The 20,438-nt window shown below is 64.2% G+C and carries 18 protein-coding genes; 8 read left to right on the forward strand and 10 right to left on the reverse strand.

Annotated elements, in window-relative coordinates; all coding sequences use genetic code 11:
- Window positions 1–118: 118 nt before the first annotated feature.
- Window positions 119–1,552 carry an MFS transporter gene (locus ASG11_RS16185; protein WP_055782852.1) on the forward strand — a complete coding sequence of 478 codons (1,434 nt, stop codon included), beginning with the start codon at window positions 119–121 and terminating at the stop codon, window positions 1,550–1,552.
- Window positions 1,553–1,577: 25 nt separating this feature from the next.
- Window positions 1,578–2,264: a TetR/AcrR family transcriptional regulator gene (locus ASG11_RS16190; RefSeq protein ID WP_055782426.1), complete on the forward strand. Its 687-nt coding sequence runs from the start codon at window positions 1,578–1,580 to the stop codon at window positions 2,262–2,264.
- Here the strand turns inward: ASG11_RS16190 and ASG11_RS16195 are convergent.
- The gene (locus tag ASG11_RS16195; RefSeq protein ID WP_055782429.1) at window positions 2,259–3,167 is read right to left on the reverse strand and encodes a TetR/AcrR family transcriptional regulator; all 909 of its coding nucleotides are present in this window, start codon (window positions 3,165–3,167) and stop codon (window positions 2,259–2,261) included. The two genes, ASG11_RS16190 and ASG11_RS16195, sit on opposite strands and share 6 nt — an antisense overlap.
- A gap of 226 nt (window positions 3,168–3,393) precedes the next feature.
- Between ASG11_RS16195 and ASG11_RS16200 the strand changes: the two genes are divergently transcribed.
- The 5 genes from ASG11_RS16200 to ASG11_RS16220 all read left to right on the forward strand — a co-directional run bounded on the left by ASG11_RS16200 (window position 3,394) and on the right by ASG11_RS16220 (window position 9,485).
- Entirely contained in the window at window positions 3,394–5,781 is a 2,388-nt protein-coding gene (locus tag ASG11_RS16200) for a TonB-dependent receptor (RefSeq protein ID WP_055782431.1), read from the forward strand.
- 14 nt (window positions 5,782–5,795) lie between these two features.
- Window positions 5,796–6,410 carry a glutathione S-transferase family protein gene (locus ASG11_RS16205; protein ID WP_055782434.1) on the forward strand — a complete coding sequence of 205 codons (615 nt, stop codon included), beginning with the start codon at window positions 5,796–5,798 and terminating at the stop codon, window positions 6,408–6,410.
- Between the two features lie 29 nt (window positions 6,411–6,439).
- On the forward strand, window positions 6,440–7,420 hold the full coding sequence (locus ASG11_RS16210) for an NADP-dependent oxidoreductase (RefSeq protein WP_055782437.1): 981 nt from the start codon (window positions 6,440–6,442) through the stop codon (window positions 7,418–7,420).
- 91 nt (window positions 7,421–7,511) lie between these two features.
- Window positions 7,512–7,958, forward strand: a complete 447-nt coding sequence (locus ASG11_RS16215) for a DUF2721 domain-containing protein (RefSeq protein WP_236697553.1) — start codon at window positions 7,512–7,514, stop codon at window positions 7,956–7,958.
- Window positions 7,959–8,471: 513 nt separating this feature from the next.
- Window positions 8,472–9,485 carry a tetratricopeptide repeat protein gene (locus ASG11_RS16220; protein WP_156363841.1) on the forward strand — a complete coding sequence of 338 codons (1,014 nt, stop codon included), beginning with the start codon at window positions 8,472–8,474 and terminating at the stop codon, window positions 9,483–9,485.
- Window positions 9,486–9,521: 36 nt separating this feature from the next.
- Here ASG11_RS16220 and ASG11_RS16225 read toward each other — a convergent pair whose 3' ends face one another.
- The 9 genes from ASG11_RS16225 to ASG11_RS16265 all read right to left on the reverse strand — a co-directional run bounded on the left by ASG11_RS16225 (window position 9,522) and on the right by ASG11_RS16265 (window position 19,312).
- Window positions 9,522–10,145: a hypothetical protein gene (locus ASG11_RS16225; RefSeq protein WP_055782447.1), complete on the reverse strand. Its 624-nt coding sequence runs from the start codon at window positions 10,143–10,145 to the stop codon at window positions 9,522–9,524.
- Window positions 10,142–10,798, reverse strand: coding sequence for a hypothetical protein (locus ASG11_RS16230; RefSeq protein WP_055782449.1), 657 nt, complete (start codon window positions 10,796–10,798; stop codon window positions 10,142–10,144). The genes ASG11_RS16225 and ASG11_RS16230 overlap by 4 nt, the downstream gene beginning before the upstream one ends.
- Before the next feature lie 153 nt (window positions 10,799–10,951).
- Entirely contained in the window at window positions 10,952–12,127 is a 1,176-nt protein-coding gene (locus tag ASG11_RS16235; RefSeq protein ID WP_055782452.1) for a hypothetical protein, read from the reverse strand.
- Window positions 12,128–12,294: 167 nt separating this feature from the next.
- Window positions 12,295–13,233 (reverse strand): CsgG/HfaB family protein, encoded by a 939-nt coding sequence (locus ASG11_RS16240; protein WP_236697554.1) that lies wholly within the window; start codon window positions 13,231–13,233, stop codon window positions 12,295–12,297.
- 65 nt (window positions 13,234–13,298) lie between these two features.
- Entirely contained in the window at window positions 13,299–13,703 is a 405-nt protein-coding gene (locus tag ASG11_RS16245; protein WP_055782457.1) for a curli assembly protein CsgF, read from the reverse strand.
- A 451-nt stretch (window positions 13,704–14,154) separates the two neighbouring features.
- Window positions 14,155–15,237 (reverse strand): helix-turn-helix transcriptional regulator, encoded by a 1,083-nt coding sequence (locus ASG11_RS16250; RefSeq protein ID WP_156363842.1) that lies wholly within the window; start codon window positions 15,235–15,237, stop codon window positions 14,155–14,157.
- Window positions 15,238–15,606: 369 nt separating this feature from the next.
- Window positions 15,607–16,929, reverse strand: coding sequence for an acetyl-CoA hydrolase/transferase family protein (locus ASG11_RS16255; protein ID WP_055782463.1), 1,323 nt, complete (start codon window positions 16,927–16,929; stop codon window positions 15,607–15,609).
- Window positions 16,930–17,081: 152 nt separating this feature from the next.
- Window positions 17,082–18,095, reverse strand: coding sequence for an alpha/beta hydrolase fold domain-containing protein (locus tag ASG11_RS16260; protein WP_156363843.1), 1,014 nt, complete (start codon window positions 18,093–18,095; stop codon window positions 17,082–17,084).
- A complete protein-coding gene (locus ASG11_RS16265; protein ID WP_055782469.1) occupies window positions 18,092–19,312 on the reverse strand; it encodes an MFS transporter in 1,221 nt (406 codons plus the stop codon). Before ASG11_RS16265 ends, ASG11_RS16260 begins: the two co-directional genes overlap by 4 nt.
- 71 nt (window positions 19,313–19,383) lie before the next feature.
- On the opposite strand from ASG11_RS16265, the gene ASG11_RS16270 reads away from it, so the two are divergent.
- Window positions 19,384–20,289, forward strand: a complete 906-nt coding sequence (locus ASG11_RS16270; protein ID WP_055782472.1) for an alpha/beta hydrolase — start codon at window positions 19,384–19,386, stop codon at window positions 20,287–20,289.
- The last annotated feature ends 149 nt before the right edge of the window (window positions 20,290–20,438 follow it).

Raw genomic sequence — 20,438 nt, forward strand, 5'->3', positions numbered from 1 at the left:
AAGGACGGGCCGGTACGGCACCGCATTGACACGATAGCCGACACCGGTTCTATATATCTCACCAATAGCATTGATGATCCCCGTCGAATGGGGGCTGTGCTGGAGCGGAGAGATACTCATGGCCAGCAAGACCTACGGAGCGGACGAAGCGATCCCGATCGCTGCGGAAGAGAGCTATCCGTCCGCCGCCTATGGCTGGTTCGTCGTCTTCGTCCTGACCGTGGCGTATGTCTTCTCGTTCCTCGACCGCCAGATCCTGAGCCTTCTCGTGGAACCGATGAAGCGCGATCTCGCGCTCAGCGATACGCAGATCAGCCTGTTGCAGGGATTGGCCTTCGCCTTGTGCAACGTGCTGGTGGGGCTGCCGCTCGGCCGCCTCGTCGATTCGAAACGGCGCACCTGGCTCGTCGCCGGCGGCATCGGCTTCTGGAGCCTCGCCACCGCCGGCTGCGGGCTCGTGCGGAGCTACGGCGCCCTGCTCGCCTTGCGCATGGGCGTGGGTGCGGGCGAGGCCGTCCTGACGCCGGCGGCGAACTCGCTGATCGGCGATCATTTCCCGCCCCACAAGGTCGGCCTGCCATTGGCGGTGTACAGTATCGGGATCTATATCGGCGGTGGTCTGGCGCTCGTGATCGGTGCGACGATCATCGCCGGAACCCTGAAATCCGGCCCGACATTGCTGCCGTTGATCGGCGAGATCAGGCCCTGGCAAACTGTCTTCCTGATCATCGGCCTGCCCGGTCTGCTGGTCGCGTTGGTGGCATTGTGCCTGCGCGAACCTCGTCGCACGGGTGCGGTGCATTCGGTGACCGCCGCCGATGGCAGCCAGGTCGCCGCGGCCCTGCCGCTGCGCGACGTGCTCGCCTATCTCCGGGCGAACAAGCGCGCCTTCCTGGCGATCAACCTGTTCATGGGCTTCTCCGCGGTCGCGGGCTACGGCGTGGCGGCCTGGGTTCCCACGATGTTCATCCGGCGTCACGGATGGAGCGCCGTCGAGATCGGCCACATCTACGGCGTGCTGCTACTGACCTTCGGCACCGCCGGCGTGTTGTGCGGCGGGTGGCTCGGCGACGTGATGACCCGGCGTCGCGGCGCCTCGGGCCGGCTGCGCGCGGCCGTGTGGGTGAAGCTGGCGACGATCCCGCTGATCTTCGGCTATACGCTGCTCCCGAACGGATCCTGGGCGCTCGTGCCGCTGGCCGGCGCGGTCTTCCTGCCGACGTTCCTGAACGGCCTCAGCCCCGCGATCATCCAGCAGATGGTGCCGAACCAGATGCGCGGCACCGCGATCTCGATCTCGCTCCTGGTCATCAACCTGCTCGGTCTCGGCCTGGGGCCGACGCTGATCGCGTTGATGACCGACCGGGTCTTCCACGATCCGGCGATGATCCATCTCGCGATCCTGGCCGTCAGCGTCGCGATGCTGCTCCTGTCGCTCACCTGCCTGCTGATCGGCTATCGGCCTTATCTCGCGCTGGTCGAACGGCTCGGGCACGCGCGCCTGGCATCCGCCGGCCCGCCCGTGGCGGTCGACGGGGCCGCTGTACCTTGATGATCGCAGACGATATGCCGGAGGGATGACCGAGCAACGATCCCAAGGTGCCGGCACCGGAGCGCCGCCAGCGGCGACGAGCGATCGCCAGCCGCGCTTCAATCGCGACGAGCGCCAGGCCGATCTGCTGAGATACGCGGCGCAGGAAGTGCTCGCTCAAGGCGGCTTCCCTATCTCGTTCGAGCGGCTGGCATGCGCGGCCAACGTCAGCAAAGCCCTGATATACAATTATTTCCCCAATCAGCACGTGCTGGGTTCGGCACTCCTGACCGAGGCACTCAGCGTCATCGACCGCGACGCGCTACGCAAGGCGGTGGCACGACCCGACCTGCTGGACGCCGCACGCGCCTGCGCGCTGGCATATTTCGAACTTGTCGGCCGCCAGGGTCCGCTATTGCACGTCCTGCTCGCGGACGCCTTTCTCGAACAGGGAACGGATCGCGCGGCATTTGGACGTGCCGCCATGCTCCTGCTGCCGCTGACCCGACGCCTGAAGCGCGAATTGCGCCTGTCGTCCCGCGAAGCGACCGTCATCGTGCACCTGCTGATGACCGTGCCGGAGGAAGCGGGGCGCAAGGTGTTCCAGGGCGACGTCGATCCCGAACTCGCCAAGCGGCTGTGCGGGGAAACGATCGTCGCGAGCCTGGCCGCCCTGGACGGCCAGACCCCCGAGCATCTGGCGGAAGTGGCCGCGAGCGCGGACTTTTTATGAGCGGCTGCCGTACCGATCGATCATGTGCGCCTGCCCGCCGCCGATCGCCGGCATGACCAGTCGCTCGGCCGTTGCCAGATCGATCTTGCCCCGCGCCAGCAACCGGCCGCCGCGCAGCGACACCGCCGTCAGCATCGCCCCCACGATCGCGCTGACCTGCGGCGGCACGCGATACGCCTCCTGATATACGTCGCCGAACACTTTGCGGTTGGCGTTGCGCCGGTCTTCATGCTCGTCGCGAAGGATGGCGCGGACATCCGGCAAGGCGAGCAATTGCTGCAACACTTCGCCGCGCGTGGCGACCTGCCGCAGATAGGCGAGCGTCGTCAGCGTGTAGCGCATCTGCGGATCCGTACATTGGCGGCTGGCCGCGAGCCGCGCCTTGTTCATTTCGACCAATTCGGACCGAGCGATCGCGGCGAGCAGCTCGGCGGCGCTGCTGAAATAATTATAGCTCTGCGCCTCGCTCATTCCGAGCTCGCGCGCGACCCGTTTCATCGACACCGCGTGGACGCCCTCGGTCCGTACCAGCATCTCGCCCTGCGCCAGAATCTTCTCCCGCCGCTCTTCCCGCGTCAGCCGCAACCGAGGGCGTCGCGATCGCGACCGCGCCGGCGCGATCGTGGCGTATAGATCGGTGCCGGGCGGCGCGGCCGGCAACGGGGTCTGCACCTCGTCCTTGCCGGCATAGACCTTCGCCCAATATCCCCGCGTGGGATAGGGCACCAGCAACCGGTCGCAGATCTTCGCCAATCCGTTGCCGGACAGGCCGATCTCGCCCGCGATCGTCGTCATCGGCTTGGACCAGACCAGATCGTAGATTTCCCGGCGGGACAGCCTCGTCCCGTCGGCGACCGGAAGCTGATCGCTCGGCGCTACAGCGGGATCGGGGGGGTGGCGCATCGCGCGATCAAGCACGTTCGACGCTCTCTTGGCAAGCGATCGATAGGTCTTGACTGATAGTCCAGTTAGAATCTAACTCATAACCATCGCACCAATAAAGCCGAGAGCGTCGGGTGTGCCGGGAGAGAGTGTCGTCGCGAACGCTGCACCGCGTCGCGGCTCCTTCTCCGCATTTAGGATGATCCAGGCTGGATCTCGTGAGGGGAGGATAAGAATGCGCGCTTGCATGACCATCGGGATGCTGCTGACGGGCGTTTCCACGATCGCCGTTCCGTCCGCCGCCGCGGCGCAGGCGACGCCCGTTCAACCCGCCCGGGCGGACAGCGATCCTGGCCAGTCCGAGGCGATCGACTCGCCCGCGCCGTCCGCCGTCGAAGCGCCGGCGGAAATCGTCGTGACCGCGCAGCGCCGCGCCGAAAGCGTCCAACGGGTTCCCGTGGCGATCACGGCGGTCCGCGGCGATGCGCTTCAGCGCCTCAACATCACCAGCCCCCAGCAGCTCACGCTGATCGACCCAAGCGTGAAGTACAAGCAGAGCACCAGCGCCGGAAATTCCGGCTTCCTCATCCGCGGCATCGGCACCAGCAGCTTTTCGGCCGGAATCGAACAGAGCATCTCGACCGTTGTCGACGGCGTGGTGCTTGGCGATCCGTCCACCATCTCGACGCTCGTCGATATCGAACGGGTGGAAATCCTGCGCGGTCCGCAGGGCATGCTGTTCGGCAAGAACGCCTCCGCCGGGCTCGTGTCCTTCACCACCGTCCGCCCCAAGATCGGCGTCACGGAACTGATCGGCCATGGCGAGGTCGGCACGCAGGGTCACGGGGTCGCCAACCTGATCGCCAATCTGCCGCTCTCCGATACCGCGGCGCTACGAGTCTTCGGCTTCTACAAGCAGCGCGACGGGGTGGTCCGCAACCGCAATCCGGCCCTGCCGCGCGATGTGGATGGCCAGCTGAATTACGGCGGCGGCGCGAAGTTCCTGTGGAAGCCGAACGACGATCTGAACGTGTTCGTATCTGCCGATTATTCCGAAGTCGGCCGGTTCTGCTGTTCGATGGTCTGGGCGAAGAACGCCCCCGGCTACGCCCCGGCCGTCTCGCTCGCGCAATACGGCATCACCGCGTCCCCGACCAATCGCGACGTCGCGATCGGCGGACGATCATACGGTTACGCCCATCGCGGGGGTGCTTCGATCGAGGTCAATTACGAGATGGGCGATTACGCCCTCACGTCGCTCAGCGCGTATCGGCAATCCTACCGCGAATCGTTCTACGACGGCGACAATACGACCGTGAACTATGTCGATCGGAACGGCGGATCGAACGCCCTGCGTCAGGTGAGCCAGGAGCTGCGGCTGACATCGCCCACCGGGGGCCTTGTCGATTATGTCGCGGGCCTGTTCTTCTTCGACCAGCATGCCACCGGATATATCGACCAGCAGGGCCGCCTGGAGTGGATCGTCCCCGCATCGAACGGGACGATTATCCGCGTCGTTCCGACCCAGCCGGTCGGGACGATCTTCGACGGCAATCTCACCAATCGCGTGCATTCGCGAAGTTACGCCGCGTTCGCCCAGGCGAACGTCCATGCCACCGACAAACTGAACTTCATTCTCGGCGGTCGTCTGACGCGGGACGTGCTGAAGCTGGATTACAGTCGCGGTTCGGTGCCGGGCACGGTGCCGATCCCGGGGGGCGTGACATTGTCGCTGCGCCAGAGCACCGCGAACACCAACCTCTCCTTTCGTCTGGGCGCGCAATATAGCGTCAGCGACGACATCATGACCTACGCCACCGTGTCGCGCGGCTATAAGGGTCCCGGCTTCAGTGGCCTCACCGTCTCCAACGTCTCGCAGGATCAGCGGGTCGCACCGGAAATCCCGACCAACTACGAACTCGGCATCAGGGCGACGTTGCTCGATCGGCGCCTGACGCTCAACGCGACCTTGTTCAAGACCCATGTCCGCGATTTCCAGGCCCAGGTCGCCGACCTGTCGAGCGCAAGCTACGCCAACCGCATCACCAACGCCGGTTCGCTCAACAGCAAGGGTGTGGAATTCAGCGTCATCGCCCGCCCGATCCCCGATCTCACGCTCAGTGGCGGCGGCTCCTACGTCGATGCGAAATATGGCGAGTTCAACGGCGTGCAATGCTATTTCGGCCAACCGAAGGTCGCCCAGGGTGGGCCATGCACGGCACCGCCCGCCAACCCGACCTCGATCGACGGATTCTTCAACGCCGCCGGCCTGCGCCTCGCCGCCGCACCGAAATTCAGCTACAATCTCGTTGCCGATTACCAGCGAGCGATCGGGTCCGATCTGCGCGCTTCGGTGCAGTTCAATTTCAGCGGGCAATCGGACGTCAATTATTCGGCCAACGGCGATCCGGGAACGATCCAGAAGGCGTTCGGACTGCTCGGCGGCAATGTCGGGATCGGCGCGGCGGACAGCCGCTGGCGCATCGGCCTGTTCGCGATCAACCTGCTCGACAAACGGTGGGCCGCGCAAAAGAATCCCAGCCCGACGACCACGTTGAACCCGGGCGGCTACCTGCAATATTACAGCCCGGACGCGGTGCGGACCGTTGGCCTGACGCTCGATTTCAGACTGTGATGGAGACTGGTCCGATGAAGTTCTACGGCGCGCCGATGCCGGCCCCCAACCCCCGCCGGGTTCGCATCTTCGCGGCGGAGAAATCGATTTCGCTGCCCGAGATCGCGCTCGATCTGCGCGAACGGGATCACAAGTCCGCCGATCATCTCAGGCGAAATTCGCTCGGACAGGTTCCCGTGCTCGAACTCGACGACGGCACGATGATCACCGAGACCGTCTCGATCTGCCGATATCTCGACGCGGTCTATCCGGATCCACCGATGTTCGGCCGTACTCCGATCGAGATCGGCGTTGTCGACATGTGGATACGCCGGATCGAGATTCAGCTCGCCGAACCGACCCGAATGTTCTGGCGCCATGCCCATCCCGCCACGGCCGCCTTGGTCGAACAGCATGTCGTGTTCGGCGAGTCCAACCGTGCGACCTTGTCGCGCGCGATGGACTGGTTCGATCGCGAGATCGGCGACGGGCGAACCTTCATCACCGGCGATACCTTCACGATGGCCGACATCGCGGCGTTGACGATGATCGATTTCGCGACGCTGATCGGCCTCGATCCGGTTGCTGATCGCAAATCGGTCGCGATCTGGCATGAACGGGTTTCGGCCCGCCCCAGCGCCAGGGCATAGACCGCCCTCCAATTGTCAGGAATTTCGCCATGCAAGCTCGCCAGGTCCAGCTTGTCCGCCGTCCGAACGGCGTACCGGTCGCCCAGGATTTCAAGATCGTATCGGTAGATCTGCCCGAGCCGCAATCCGGCGAGGTCGAGGTCGAGGCGTTGCTGCTGTCGGTCGACCCCTATATGCGACCGCGGCTCAATGCCGATCAGCCACTGAACGAGGCGATGCTGGGCACGGGGATCGGGCGTGTCGTCAAATCGCGCGATCCGGCAGTCCCGGAAGGAACGCTGGTTCGCCACGCGGCCGGCATGCGCGAGCGTTTCCTGTCGCCGGGCCAGGCCGTGCGCATCCTCCGACCCGATCCCGCCTTGCCGCTCACCGTCTACATGCACGCGCTGGGCGGCACCGGACTGACGGCCTATGGCGGGTTGCTCGAAATCGGCGCTGTGCGGGAAGGTGAGCAGGTCGTCGTCTCGACAGCGGGCGGCGCGGTCGGCTCCGTCGCGGCACAGATCGCCAAGATCAAAAACTGCCACGTGGTCGGGATCGCGGGCAGCGACGACAAGGTATCCTGGCTGTTGCAGGAGGCCGGGATCGACGCGGCGATCAACTATCGAACACAGAGTTTGCCCGCGGCGCTGGCCGAGGCGACGCCGAAGGGCATCGACATCTATTTCGAGAATGTCGGCGGCGCGCATCTCGATGCCGCCCTGCCGCTGATGAACGTCCACGGGCGCATTCCGCTGTGCGGGATGATCTCGACATACAATGGAGCGGGAGAAGGTGTGAACAACCTGTTCGAGATGATCTACCGTCGGGTCAGGATGCAGGGCTTCGTCTCGACCGACTTCGCGTCCCTGAACGACCGGTTCGTCGCGGACATGACGGCTTGGCTCAAGGCTGGACAGATCAAATATCAGGAGACGGTTGTCTACGGCTTCGAAAACGCGCCGGAAGCGTTGATCGGCCTCTTCAGCGGACGGAACGCCGGCAAGATGCTGGTCAGCGTCCGCGACTGAACCGGCATACGCCAGACCGTCCGCGCTGCCGGATCGGTCACTGCTGCAATCGCTTGCCGAGGCGGAGGCGCGGGGGCATGAGACTGCGATGTTGGAAACCACGGATCTCGCTCAAGCGGCGCACGTCGTCCAACTCGCGCTGACGCCGATCTTCCTGCTGACCGGTCTTGCATCGCTGCTCAACGTCTTCACCACCAGGCTGGGTCGCATTGCCGACCGCGTCGATCGTCTGGCAAATGATGCCGCAGGGCATCCCCGCCAGTTGGCCCGCCTGCGGCTTCGTTCGCGTGCGCTCGACCTTGCCGTCCTGTTGGCCGCCCTGGCCGGCGCACTGACCTGCGGTGCCGCGCTGACGCTATTCCTGGGGGCGTTGCGCAACGCCGGCACGGGCTACTTTCTCTTCGGCTTTTTCGGATCGGCGCTCATCTGCGCGGTCGCGGCGCTCGCGGCGTTCGGATTCGAAACCGTCCTCTCCGGCAGATCCGTTCGAGAGCAAGCGCAACCGGAGGGCGACCAGCAAGAGCATCAAGACCGATAGAAGGTTGCGACGCTAGTTAGCCCCGAAGTTTATGTCGCTGAACTGCCCCCCAGTGCGACACCCGATTCACCTATATCGCGCCCCGACTTTCAACATTTGCTATCCGGAAGCGTTTCTTTGGCCAAGTGCCAATTATGGACGTCGCGCCGCAAGGCGATTACGCTTGCCACACTCGCAATCGTAGATACGTTGACGTTCAAGATGAACGTCCGAAACAATCGCATAGACGGCTGGAAGGCGATCGGAGCTTATCTGGGCCGAGAGCGAAGCACCGTCATCCGCTGGACGAAGGATCGGGGTCTTCCGGTACATGCGATGCCCGGCGGCAGGACAAGGCGAGTCTATGCCCTGAAAGATGAATTGGATGCTTGGCGCCTGTCGCTGCCTCCAACCGACGCCACGCCGAAAATATCCGAGATGCCGATCGCCGCGCCAACTGTTCGAGCGCGGATCAACAATATTTGGCTAGGTGCCATGATTTGTGCGGCGGCCGCGGGAGCATTGGCGATTGCCGTGACCTTGTCTCACCGCGATGACGACAGCCGCATGATCCCGAACGATCCGAAATTGGCCCAGAGGTTCATCACGGCCAGGGACGAGATCGCCCGGCGAGATGCGCGCAGCCTTGGCGATGCCACGTCCGATCTCAAGGCCATCACGCAGGCCGATCCCGGTTTCGCACCCGCGCAGGCGAGCTTGGCGGACGCGTACATACTCGCGCGCGAATTCGGGTCGATAGACGATAGAGATGCTTTCCCGAAGATCGAACAGGCCGCCCGGCGCGCGCTCGCCATCGCCCCCGATCTCGCCGGCGCGCATCGCGCGATCGCGTTCGTCGATTATTGGTGGAAGGGCGACGGGCCCGCCGCTGTGCAGGGGTTTCGCCGTGCGCTCGCTCTGGACGAGGAGGATGGCTTCACGCATTTGTGGTATGCCAACATTTTGGCCGACAATGGCGATACTGCCGCGGCCGCGCGCGAGTTCGAAACCGCGAAACGATATCAGCCCGGCGCACCGTCGATCCGGATCGACGAGGCATGGGCGATCTGGTCGGCCGGCGACGATGCCCGCGCGCAAGCCATGTTGACCGATCTGGCGCAGGAACAGCCGATGCTTGCGACGATCTACGACTGCCTGTCGTTCGTGGCGCTGGGGCGCGGTGATCTGGTCGGCTATGCTCGCGAACTCGCGCGGCGTGCGAAGTTTCGCAACGAAGCCGGACTGTCGGCCTATGCGGCTGCCGTCGGCAAAGCCGTTTCGGAAAAGAACCTCGACGCTCTAGCCCTGTTGATGTTGGAGCGTGCACGCAACAGCGACAGCGGCGATCATTCGGATCTGTCGCTCGAGGCATTTTTCGAAAGCGCGCTGGGGCGCCGCGCCGCGTTGCTCGACCTCCTGTCGCAGGCCGAAAGCCGGCACGAAATATGGCAGGGGGCGGGATTGCGCCTTCACATCGCGCGGCGCTGGCGGGGCGATGCGGAAGTGATGCGATTGCTTCGACGGCGCACTCCGCCACCGCTCGTTTGAAGACCTGCCGGATCAGCGGATTTTATCGATCGGCCGTCACTTCGGGGGCAACAATATCGTCGTTCCGCCGTCCGGCAATTGCGTCGATTTGTCGGGAACGCTGGATGGTGCCGGATCGCTTTTCGGATCGCGCTGGTCCCGCAAGGCGCCGGCCAATTGGTCCGCGGGTCCATTGGGATCGCCGAGGCCCAAGGTGTTCGACAGCGGACGGCCGGTAACGGCATCGCGCATGGTGGGCCGGTTGGGGTTCACCAGCAACAGCAGGCGTCCCTCCGCCGTAACAGAAGTGCCGGTGCTCGCATCTGCACCTGGAGCCAAGCGGCGTTCGGCCAGTTTCTGGCACCTCGCCGACTTTGCCGCCGCTTCGGCCGGGTCGCAGCGGTCGCGGCCAACCACCGGTTCGATCGTCACGGCCTGTTTGTCGGGCCGTTTCGGCAAGTCGTCGGTTTCGGACAGCGGTCGTGCGCCTGCGCTGTCGGGCTGCGGAATGACGAGGTTCGAGATGCGCCCGGCCTTATGGTCTCGGGCCGCCGTCTCGGACAACTGATCGAGCACGATCGGAGAACTGGTCTTGTCGGTAGCGCTTTGCGCCACGGCCGCGCTCGCGCACAACAGCCCGATCAGCGGCGGTGAGGCAATCGAAACGGCCCATGGTCTCATTTGCCCGCGCCTGTCTGTACGATCATGACCGGCGCGGCGCCGGCACCCTGGGCCATCGAAAGCACGAGGCCATGCCCTTGCTGCACGACGTTGCCCCGGCCATTTCCGTTTTGCTCGAAGGTCAACGCATTGTCCTCCCCGGTCTGCAAGACCCGTAGATCGTTGGCCGAACCATTCTGGGCAAGCGTGCCGACGTTGTGCGATCCGCTTTGATACGCGGTGAGCGAAGAATCGCCCCCCGACTGGCTCAAGTCCAGCGCGTTGTCCGCGCCGATCTGATAGGCGAGAACGGCGTTATTGCCCATCCCGCGTTGATCGAGCATCGTCCGGTTACCGGAGCCGGCCTGATAGAGCGCAGCCTCGGTCTGCACGCCCTGCTGATCGATCCGGGCGCTATTGTTCGCGCCCGACTGATCGACCGTCACGCGCAATTGCGCGCCGTTCTGTGTGACCAAAGCCTGGTTGCCGCTGCCGCTTTGCCGAACGACCGCGTTCTGGGTTGGCGCGGATTGCGAGACCGATGCCGCGTTCCCGGTGCCGTTCTGCTCGATCGACACCTTCGCGATCGGGCCGATCTGCTGAACGAAGGCGGGGTCGGTTTCCGGGCCGGCAACGGCCAGCAGCCCAAGCGCTACGAAAATGACGGGGGACATGGTCCTAACTCCCTGTACGGCGGCGCGGGGGCAGCGTTCCGGATCGAACGACTACGGAGACTGGAGCGGTCGAAGGTTCGCATCTGCGGAAAACGGCACTTCGAAAAAAAAGGATCGGGGAGGACCGAAGCCCTCCCCGACGTTTCGCAAAGCTCAATGGCTCTGCGTGACGCTCGACGTGTTGCCCGTTCCGGTCTGCGCGACATGCGCCCAGGTGTTGGCGTAATACTGACCAACTGCGGACGTGTTGTACGAGCCGGACTGCGTGACATCGGCCACATTGCTGTCGGCCGTCTGGTTGAGCGACGACGTGTTGTTGAAGCCTGCCTGAATGATCGTGCCCGTGCCGTTGGTGCCCGACTGGTTCACGTTGGACAGGCCATAGCCGCCCGATTGCTGCGTCTTGGCCTGATTGGTCTGGCCGCTTTGCGTGACATAAGACTGATTAGAAACGCCAGTTTGTACTACATATGCTGCGTTAAGTGCGGTCGACTGGTTGATGCTGGCAATGCCACCCGTCGAGCTCGTCTGGTAGATGCCGGCCGCTTGTAAAGAACCCGACTGCGATACGGCCGCATTGTTGTATGAGCCACTATCCTGATGGATGAAAGCATCGGCATTGGTCGCACTCTGGCCGACGTTGGCAGTGCTGTTCTGTTCATAGCCGATTTGGACGATAGCGGCGCGTTCGCCAGCATTTACCTGATTCACTGTCGCGCGATTGTAGGCGCCTTCGGCTTGTACGATGTAACTTGCGCTCTCCCCGAACCCGTCGCTGGGGCTGTTTATGCCCGTGGTCGAAACCGCCACTTCTATCTGCGATTGGTTAAGGCTCGCGAGCGAGCCGGCAAGCGCGTTGCCGCCGGAAACCGACCCGGCACCGTTAACCGCACCGATGTTACCGCTATGCGACGGCGTGCTGGTTCCCGACTGCGATGTGCTGGCGGTGTTCTGCGTTCCGGTCTGATATGTGAACGCATCGTTGTTGGCACCCGACTGGCTGGTCGTCGAGGTGTTGTTGGCAGACTGCAGGGTGAGCGCGCGCTGCCCTGCGCCGCTCTGCGATACGGAGGCGGTGCTGTTGTTTGCGTTGTTGCCGTTAAAACCCTGGACGATCACGCTGGTGTTCTGCGCGGCACCGTCGGTATGATCTTGATTGGTCGACGCCGCGTTGTTGTCGCCCGTCTGATCCACGGAAGAGGCAGCAGCGGCATTCCCTTGAGTCACGTTGACCGGAAAGTGGGGATAGTTCGGATTGGTCTGCGCCGACGCAGAGTTCGCGGCCAGGAATGCGGCCGCCGAGATCGTGGCTAGGATTGCAGTTTTCATTGGTATTCCCCTGATTGGAGTTTCGCCTGCTTAAAAACGGTGATCGTCCCAAAGAACTTTCGTTCTTGATCGCCGCTATTCCGGAAATCCTTCACACGGATTTCGAGAATCTCTTTTCGCATGAGCAATCAAAATCACTTTGATTCCTCTGCCATCGAACCGAAGCTTCATTTCTGTGCTCCCGCCGACTTCCGAACATCGGACGGATTTGTTCCGAGCACCGGCGTTTGCATTGCAACGGACGCAACTGGTTTGGCGGACGCCGCTTTCGTCTGGCGAGCGCGCTCGCGCTCGGCCTCCACCGCCGCCGGCGAAATCACGCCGTCCCGTTCCTGACGATATCGCCAGAGGAGCGGCCAGCCTGCCTTCTGATCCTGGAACGACCAGAGTTTGAGATCCACACCGTCCATCACCAGGGCGTAGACCGCCTTCTCGATCGCCTGGCGGAGAGCGAGCTGCCCCGGCTCGTTCGTGGTGTAGCCCAATTCGCCCTGAAGGATCTTGTCCGATGCGACGTACGCGAAGACGTTGAGATTCACCGCAACGGACGTGATCGTCTTCGACGTCGTCACCGTCGTGAGGATTTCACCGGTCTTGACCGAAACGGCGCGCAGATAGACCGTGACCGTATCCTGCTTGTATTTGCCATCGACGCCGATGCCGAGAATATTGGCCCCGGCGCCACTCGTCAGGGTGTTGGTATCGTAACTGATCACCCCGCCTTCGAGTAATACGCCGGCGAAGAGCAACGCAGGCAGCGCCTGGGGATTGACGTTCAATTCCCCCAGATACCGGGCGCGCATCTCGGTGATGATCTGGCGTTCGTTCAGCAGGTCCTTGAGCGACTCCCGTTCGACTACCGTAAACCACTTTCGCTCCCCCGCATCTTGCAGCGCCTTGACGAGAATCGAGGTGCCGCCCTGCGTGATCGCGCGCGACAAGGTCTGCCCGTTCTCGACCTTCTCGAACTTGCCGGTCTGATCGGTGAAGCCATAGACGGCCACGGAGATCGCGCGGGACGGCAATGGCAGTTCGTTGAGCGCGACCTGCGTCGGGGTTTTCGCCGGAAAGATCGGCGATCGCGTCATTGCGGCGCGCGGCGCCATCGATGCGCAACCGGACAACGCGACAGCCAGCAAGGCTGCGACCAGCGTTCGAACCTGCATGACGGCTACTTGCCGGCCGGCGTGGCGACGAAGGTCGGGACGACGATCTGGGTCGAGACACCGTTCGGATCGACGATCACGATCGTGATGTCGGTCAGCCCGCGCGTGAAATTGACGGTGGTGCCGCCGAACGAGATCGTGCCCGATTGCTGCGGATTGTTGCCGAAGATCGCGTTGGAAACCTGTTGCGCGACCCCGGCCAGGATCGTGCTTTGCAATTGCGCGGCGAATTGTTGCGCCTGGGTGGGCGGTGTCGTCGTCGACGATTTCGGCAGGAACTGGTTCTGCGCGTTCGCAATCGCGAGCAATTGCGACGAATTGAACGGATTGCCGCCGAACGCCGGGTTGATCGGCGTGTAGACGAGTTGCTGCGCCGAGGCGCTGCCGGGTGCCCATGCCGCGATGCCCATGGCCAGGACGATCGGGCCCGCGCTGCGTGGCCACGATCGGACACCAGCATCCCCCACCATATTCCTGAACATTGCCCCTGCCCCCACCTAGACGTTCGGTTTCGACCGATCCGATTGATGAACGAATCGTTAACGCAGTGATGGCGGGAGTCGCATCCCCAATTTTGGGGAGAACCTAAGACTGTTTCATCGCCCAGCTCGGCAATGTCTCGTTTTTGGACGCCATTACTAACAACTTCGTAATTGACGCGACGATCTTGTCTGCAGGGTCATCGACCGCAGTAACATATTTCGGACCATTTCATTTTATTTCACGACCTACCCAAAATTGGGGATCGGAATTTTCCCATCTTCTATTAGAGCAATCCTTGCGACCCACGGTCTTTTCCGAAGACCGAACTGGCCCCTGGATCGCCACTCGGTGGTCCCGGGGCCGTTTTTTCCGGTCGAGTCATGGCGACAGATTCGAGAACAACGAGACCAGCGACGATTGCCGCGTCGATCCCGTCTTGAGATAGATCTGCTTCAGATGCGACCTTACGGTGTTCAGCGACAGCTGGGATGACGTCGCGATGCCCGCGGGAGAGCATCCATCGGTCAACTGGCGCGCGATCCTGGCCTCGGTCGGGGTAAGATCGAACATCGCCTGCAAAAGGGCGTAGTCGGGGAGCGCCCGCCGCTGCGGATCGGCGATCACCACGATCGCTGCCGATCCCGAAAAGACGTCGCGCGCAGCGCCGGCGATCGGCATCAGATGCAGCACCAGGGAACCGGAGCGATCCGCATTGGGAAAGGGCAGCGATCTCCCGCGGCGATGCGCGCCCAACTCGTCGAGCGCATCGGCCAGAAGCCGGTCTGCGTTCGGATCACGCAACTTCAATCGGTTGCGGCTGCTGCCGACCTGATCGCCCAGGTCGCGTTCGAACAGACGGTTGGCGTCTTGCACGCGCCCGCGTCCGTCGAGCAACGCTGCGCCGGTGCCGATCACTTCCAGCGCATTCATCGCCCCTCGCCGTCGCTCGCCGATCATCCGGGTGCTGAGCTGAACCGCGCGCGCCAGGTGCGGGCGCAATCGATCTAGCGTATCGACGGCTCCCTGCGCCGCCTCGGGCGACCGAAACGCTTCGATCGAGACGATCAGGTCTTCCTCCGCCAGCCCGTCGATCATGGTTGCCGCGCCCGACTGGAATCCGCGAGGCGACAGGAAGTCGCGAAACATCGGCAGCGTGTCGATCTCGTCCTGAGTGTGCAGATCGAGATCGGTGAGGAAGCCCGCATGCGGCTCACGCGCGATATAGCGTGAGATGCGCGTATTCTCCGCCGGCCATCCCTGGGCGATGAAGTCCGCCGCGACAGGCTCGATCTGCTCGGAACAGATGTAGCGGAAATCGTCGGTTCGGGTGCTCAACAACATCCCCCCGCGCGCGCCTACCTCGCGACCGACCAGATCGAGCGCGTGCGGCCACCGTTCGGGCACGACGCCCGCTTCGTACACCGCATCGATGATCCCCTCGAACCCCAACCCACTTTTCACGCCCGCAAACTCCGATGCGATGCCAATTCCGTGGCAGGCACGGCCCCGTCTCCAGCCCCATTTTCGACTGTCTGCTCGCGTGCGCGGACGTCCGTGCTCGACACGTCGATAAGTGATTGAGCTTTGATCGCGGTCGGAGAATCAGCAAGTCGCAAGCCGTTGCATACCGATGCATTTCGCAGCGGGCGGCCACGATCCGGTCTCGTCGGTTACGATCGGCCGGTCAGCCTGCTCCGATCTCGGCGGGGAACACTCCGAAGCCGCTAAATGGCGGGCTCGGCGGATGGCGGGGTTACGACTGCGGTGGCGCTGGCATGCAGACCTGATGCCGCACACTTACCTGGCTGGCCTTCGATCCGATCCCGTGGATCAGATAACGCGATGCCGCGCATGCATCGCCCGTTCGAGCGCTTCCCGGTGCTGGGGTGCCGCCAGGGCGATCAGGCCGCGCGCGCGTTCGACGAGCGTCTTTCCTTTCAGATCGATCCAGCCATGCTCGGTTACCACGATATGGGTATCGTTGCGCGGCGTCGTGACCGGGCCGTCGAGCACGGGCACGATCCGGGAGACGGTCCCGTTGGCGGCCGTCGCGTGGCATGCGATGATCGACCGGCCGCCGCGCGAGGCATAGGCACCCCGCACGAAATCGAGCTGTCCGCCCGCTGCGCTGTACTGCGATCCACCGATGCTTTCGGAATTGCAGGCGCCGTCCAGATCGATCTGCAGGGTCGCGTTGACCGATACCATCCTGTCGTTCCGGGCGATCACCGCCGGGTCGTTGACGTAATCCACCGGCCGCGCTTCGATCAGCGGGTGGTTGTCCATGAAATCGTAGAGCCGCCGATCGCCCATCGCGAAAGTGAACACGCTGCGGCCGGAATCGATCTGTTTGCGACTGTTGTCGACCACGCCGGATCGCATGAGATCGGCAAGCCCCGGGGTGAGCAATTCAGTGTGGATCCCGAGGTGACGATGCGACCCGAGCGCGGCGCATACCGCCTGCGGGACCGCACCGATGCCCATCTGGAGGCAATCGCCGTCCTCGATGAGCCCGGCGATGATCGCGGCGATTTTCAGGTCCGCCGCTTTCGGAACAGCGGAGGGCAGTTCCAGCAACGGCACGTCGTGTTCGACGACCGCCGCGACGTCGCCGACATGGATCCGGCAATCGCCGGATACCCGCGGCATGTGCCGGTTGACCTCCAGGATGACCCGCGCGCCGCTGCGCGCCACGGACATTGCATAATCGGTGTTCGTGCCGAGGCTGAAATGCCCCGTCTCGTCCATCGGTGCGACCGTTGTGAGCAGGACGTCGACACGCACCTGCTCGCACAGGACACGGGGGACCTGATGGAACGGCGTAGGCAGCAATTCGACACACGGCCGGTCGCCGCCATGAGCGTCGAGCGTCCGCTCCACCGCACTGTGAAACAGGCTGACCGGGCGGATGCGGTCGCATAGACCGGGTTGCAGCACGGTGTCGCCGGCGATGCGGGTCGACAGAAGATAATAGAGCGACAGCCGGTCGATCTCCCCGCGCGCCGCGCGATCGGCGAGCGCTCCCAGCAATGCGGGGGGCTGCGACACGCCGAGCCCCATCGCGATCCTGGATCCGTCTGGGATCAGGGCGACCGCCTCGTCCGCCGAGGTACGAATGGCCGCAAGACGACCCGAAAAAGAGCTTTTCGACACGGATCCTCCTGTTGTCGCTGGCCACCGCGCTTACACGATCGCGTTCAATGGCCTATCCCAGGCCCGGGGCACAGCCCGCGTAATCCCGAGGCCCCTTCTCTTTTGGCGGCGCGGCGCGGTCCCCTGGGCCATAGCTGATCTCGTGCCACCCCTCATCGTGCCCCGAGCCGTTGCTTCAGGAAGTTCGCGATCAGCGCATTGGCCTGATCGGTCTCCGGTATCGCCATATATGCCCAGAAGGCGTGCGGCAGACCGTCGAACACGACGAGCCGCGCGTCCACGCCGCGCTCGACCAGAGCACGGCCGAAGATCGCGGTGCCGCTCAGCAATATGTCGCGCGTACTGCTGATGAGTAATGTCGGCGGGAAGCGCGACACGTCGCCATATTGCGGCGACAGGATCGGGTCCTTCGGGTCGGCGGTGCCGATATAGGGCGCGATCTCCGCCGCGAGCGTCGTCTTGCCCGTCGGGAGCGGCATCCAGGATTCCGAATCGCCGGCCTTGCTCATGTCGGCGCTGCCCGAGAAGAAACCGAGCGCGGCGGGCAGCGGCCGGCCGAGACCGATCAGCTTGGCGATCAGCTGCCCGCCAAGGACCGCGCCCGCAGACGTGCCGTAGACCGCGATCCGGCTCGCCTTGCGATCCTTTTCGAGCGCCGCGTAGACCGCGAGAGCATCGTCGAGCGCGGCCGGATAGGGGTGCTCGGGTGCCAAACGGTAGAGCACCGCGACGACCGGTAGTCCGGTCAGCGCAGCGATCGGGATCGTCTCGGTCAGCGACCCCGAATCGAGCTGAAAACCGCCTCCATGGAGGTTGAGCAGCACGGGCCCCTTGCCGAGCGCGGTCACTCCCTTGGGATAGATGATACGGACGGGCACGCCGGCCATCGTCGCCGTTTCGACGCGAACGCCATACCGCTTGAGCAACGGCGTCCCCATCGCGTCCTGCATCGCGCCGATCGCCTGCCGCTGCAGCGCAACCGGCGGCGTCGGATTGGGGACCGGGGACGCGGCCATCGCCTTGGCCATTGCCCGACCCTCGGGGCTGAGCGTTTCGGGCAGCGGCCAGGTCATGATGTTGCGGGCAGGTTCGGTCTGGGCGAGCGCAGCGGTGCCGGATGCGCAGGCGAGCAGGCCCAAGAGGCGGGCGATCGTGGTTCTTGTCACAAGGCAGCTCCGACAGAGAGGGGATGAGGATCGAGATCGTGCGTGCGGCTCGGCCAGGCGAGCGGGATGGCGAGGACCGCGAGCACGGCCATCACGAGATAGGCGGACGCCGTCCCGTAGGACCACAGCAATCCCGAGCCGGCGGTGGATGCGGCGAGCACGACGCCGAACAGCACCGCGTTCAGCCCCTGCGCTGCGGCGCTGGTCTGCACCGGTACGCGCGCCGCGATGACCAGCATGATGCCGAGGATCGCGCCGGTCGCGGTGACCCCCTGCAGCAATTGCGTGGCGAAAAGGGCGGTGAGACCCGGCCCGGTCGCCATGACGACCCAGCGCAGGGCGGCGGCGGCGGCGGCGATGCACAGCAGCAAATTGGGGTCGCGTCGTCCGAGCAGCTTCGCGCCGAACCAGAAGGCGACGATCTCGGCGCTGACCGCCACCGCCTGCAACACACCGATATTGGCGGTCGATATGCCCTGCGCCGCCCACTGGATCGCACCGAAGCTCGTCAATACGCCGTGGCTGCCCATGATCAGCGACGCGGCGATCATCGCACGCATCAGCTTCGCATCCGCGACCACGTCGCGCCAGGAACCGCGCGCACCTTCGTCGGCGCGCGACAACGTGCGATCGGGCGGCAGCAGCGGCGCCACGCCGGCGGGGAGCAGCAGCAGCAGCGCGCACACCAACGGCAGCGCCTCGATCCCGATCAGGCCGAACGCCCAGCCACCGCCGATGTTCGACACGACGACCGCGATCGAGCCCCATACCCGCATCCGGCCGAAATCGAGTTGCCGCGCCCGCACGGCCATCACCGCATAGGCGTCGGTCAACACCGGCAACTGGTCCCACATGATCGAGAAGATCAGGATGATCGCGATCCGCCCGGCATGGCCCGGCTGCCCGAGCAGCAGCGCGACCAACGCCGCTGACAGCAACGCCGTGACGGTGATCGCGTCGCGAACCCGACCATTCTTGCCCGCCCATGCCGAAAATGGCGCGACGGTAAGCAGTCGCAGGATCAACGGGATCGCCATCAGCACGCCGATCTCGCTCGGTGCCGCGCCCATCTTGGTCAACCATAACGGCATGAAGGCGAAGAAGCCGTAATGGAAATATAAAGCGAGATAGAGGCCGGAAACGCCGAGCGTCAGCCGACGCGCGGCCGGATCGGTGCCGACTTCGGAAAGCCCCGTCGGCGGAAGGATTTCGGTCATGTCACATCCTCGCCATTGCATTGCGCGTCACAGTGATTGATATCGATACCATAAAATTTGGGAGGAATGCCATGCTCGATACCGACATCGCGGCTTTGATCGGGACGCCCGCACCACTGCCGCCGCTCACACCCGAGATGATCCCCCTGATCCGCGCCGGGATGGCCGACGCCGGACGCGGGCTGCCCGGCGTCAGCCTCGCCGACGTGCGCGATCTCGACGCGGATGGCGTGGCGGTGCGGCTGTATCGGCCGGACGGCGACGCGGTGTTGCCACTGCTGGTGTTCGTCCACGGCGGTGGCTGGATGCTCGGCGATCTCGAAACGCACGATGCGATGTATCGCCATCTCGCCGACCGCAGCGGCTGCGCGCTCCTCGCCGTCGATTATGCCCTCGCGCCCGAGCATCCCTTTCCCGCGGGATTGGACGACGTAACCACCGCCTTCGCCTGGGCGCGGCGCGAGGCGCGCGCACTCGGCTGCGATCCGACTCGCGTCGCGCTGGGCGGTGAAAGCGCCGGCGCCAATCTGAGTGCCGCGCTGACGCTGCGCCTGCGTGATCTCGGCCACGCGCAGCCCCTTTTCCAGCTGCTCGTCCATCCCGCAACCGATCTGTCGCTGCCGTTGCCGTCCTTGGACGACATCGCCGTCCCCGGCCTGACACGCGACTATCTCGAAATCTGCCGCGCGATGTATGCCGGTGACGCCGACTATCGCATTCCGTTGATATCGCCCTTGCATGCCGCGCGGCACGACGGCCTGGCGCCTGCGATCGTGTTGACGATGTCCGAGGATCCGCTGCGCGACGACGGCGAGGCCTATGCCGCAGCACTCGTCCGGGACGGTGTCGAAACGCTGGCGTGCCGGCTGCCGGGCCTGCCGCATGGTTTCATGTTCCTGCCCGCGACGATACCCGCAGTGTCGCGCGCCTTCGACACCATGGCGCGCCTCGTGCGCCGCTACATGGCGGCGGCCTGATATCGACCGGTCGTGATCGATCACGCGCATCCTCCCTGCTACCGATATCAACTCTATCGTTGCCTGCCATCATACGCTTGAGCAATCAGACTGCAAGTCGGATTGACATCGATACCATTCATTTGTAGCAGGCATTATCGACCGGCGGC

Source organism: Sphingomonas sp. Leaf357, assembly GCF_001423845.1.
Lineage (GTDB): Bacteria > Pseudomonadota > Alphaproteobacteria > Sphingomonadales > Sphingomonadaceae > Sphingomonas.

Excerpts from the sequence above, each read along its gene's own strand:
- ASG11_RS16185 (WP_055782852.1), top strand. The coding sequence starts at position 119 with ATGGCCAGCAAGACCTACGGAGCGGACGAAGCGATCCCGATCGCTGCG.
- ASG11_RS16190 (WP_055782426.1), top strand. The coding sequence starts at position 1,578 with ATGACCGAGCAACGATCCCAAGGTGCCGGCACCGGAGCGCCGCCAGCG.
- ASG11_RS16195 (WP_055782429.1), bottom strand. The coding sequence starts at position 3,167 with ATGCGCCACCCCCCCGATCCCGCTGTAGCGCCGAGCGATCAGCTTCCG.
- ASG11_RS16200 (WP_055782431.1), top strand. The coding sequence starts at position 3,394 with ATGACCATCGGGATGCTGCTGACGGGCGTTTCCACGATCGCCGTTCCG.
- ASG11_RS16205 (WP_055782434.1), top strand. The coding sequence starts at position 5,796 with ATGAAGTTCTACGGCGCGCCGATGCCGGCCCCCAACCCCCGCCGGGTT.
- ASG11_RS16210 (WP_055782437.1), top strand. The coding sequence starts at position 6,440 with ATGCAAGCTCGCCAGGTCCAGCTTGTCCGCCGTCCGAACGGCGTACCG.
- ASG11_RS16225 (WP_055782447.1), bottom strand. The coding sequence starts at position 10,145 with ATGAGACCATGGGCCGTTTCGATTGCCTCACCGCCGCTGATCGGGCTG.
- ASG11_RS16230 (WP_055782449.1), bottom strand. The coding sequence starts at position 10,798 with ATGTCCCCCGTCATTTTCGTAGCGCTTGGGCTGCTGGCCGTTGCCGGC.
- ASG11_RS16235 (WP_055782452.1), bottom strand. The coding sequence starts at position 12,127 with ATGAAAACTGCAATCCTAGCCACGATCTCGGCGGCCGCATTCCTGGCC.
- ASG11_RS16240 (WP_236697554.1), bottom strand. The coding sequence starts at position 13,233 with ATGGCGCCGCGCGCCGCAATGACGCGATCGCCGATCTTTCCGGCGAAA.
- ASG11_RS16245 (WP_055782457.1), bottom strand. The coding sequence starts at position 13,703 with ATGGGCATCGCGGCATGGGCACCCGGCAGCGCCTCGGCGCAGCAACTC.
- ASG11_RS16265 (WP_055782469.1), bottom strand. The coding sequence starts at position 19,312 with ATGACCGAAATCCTTCCGCCGACGGGGCTTTCCGAAGTCGGCACCGAT.
- ASG11_RS16270 (WP_055782472.1), top strand. The coding sequence starts at position 19,384 with ATGCTCGATACCGACATCGCGGCTTTGATCGGGACGCCCGCACCACTG.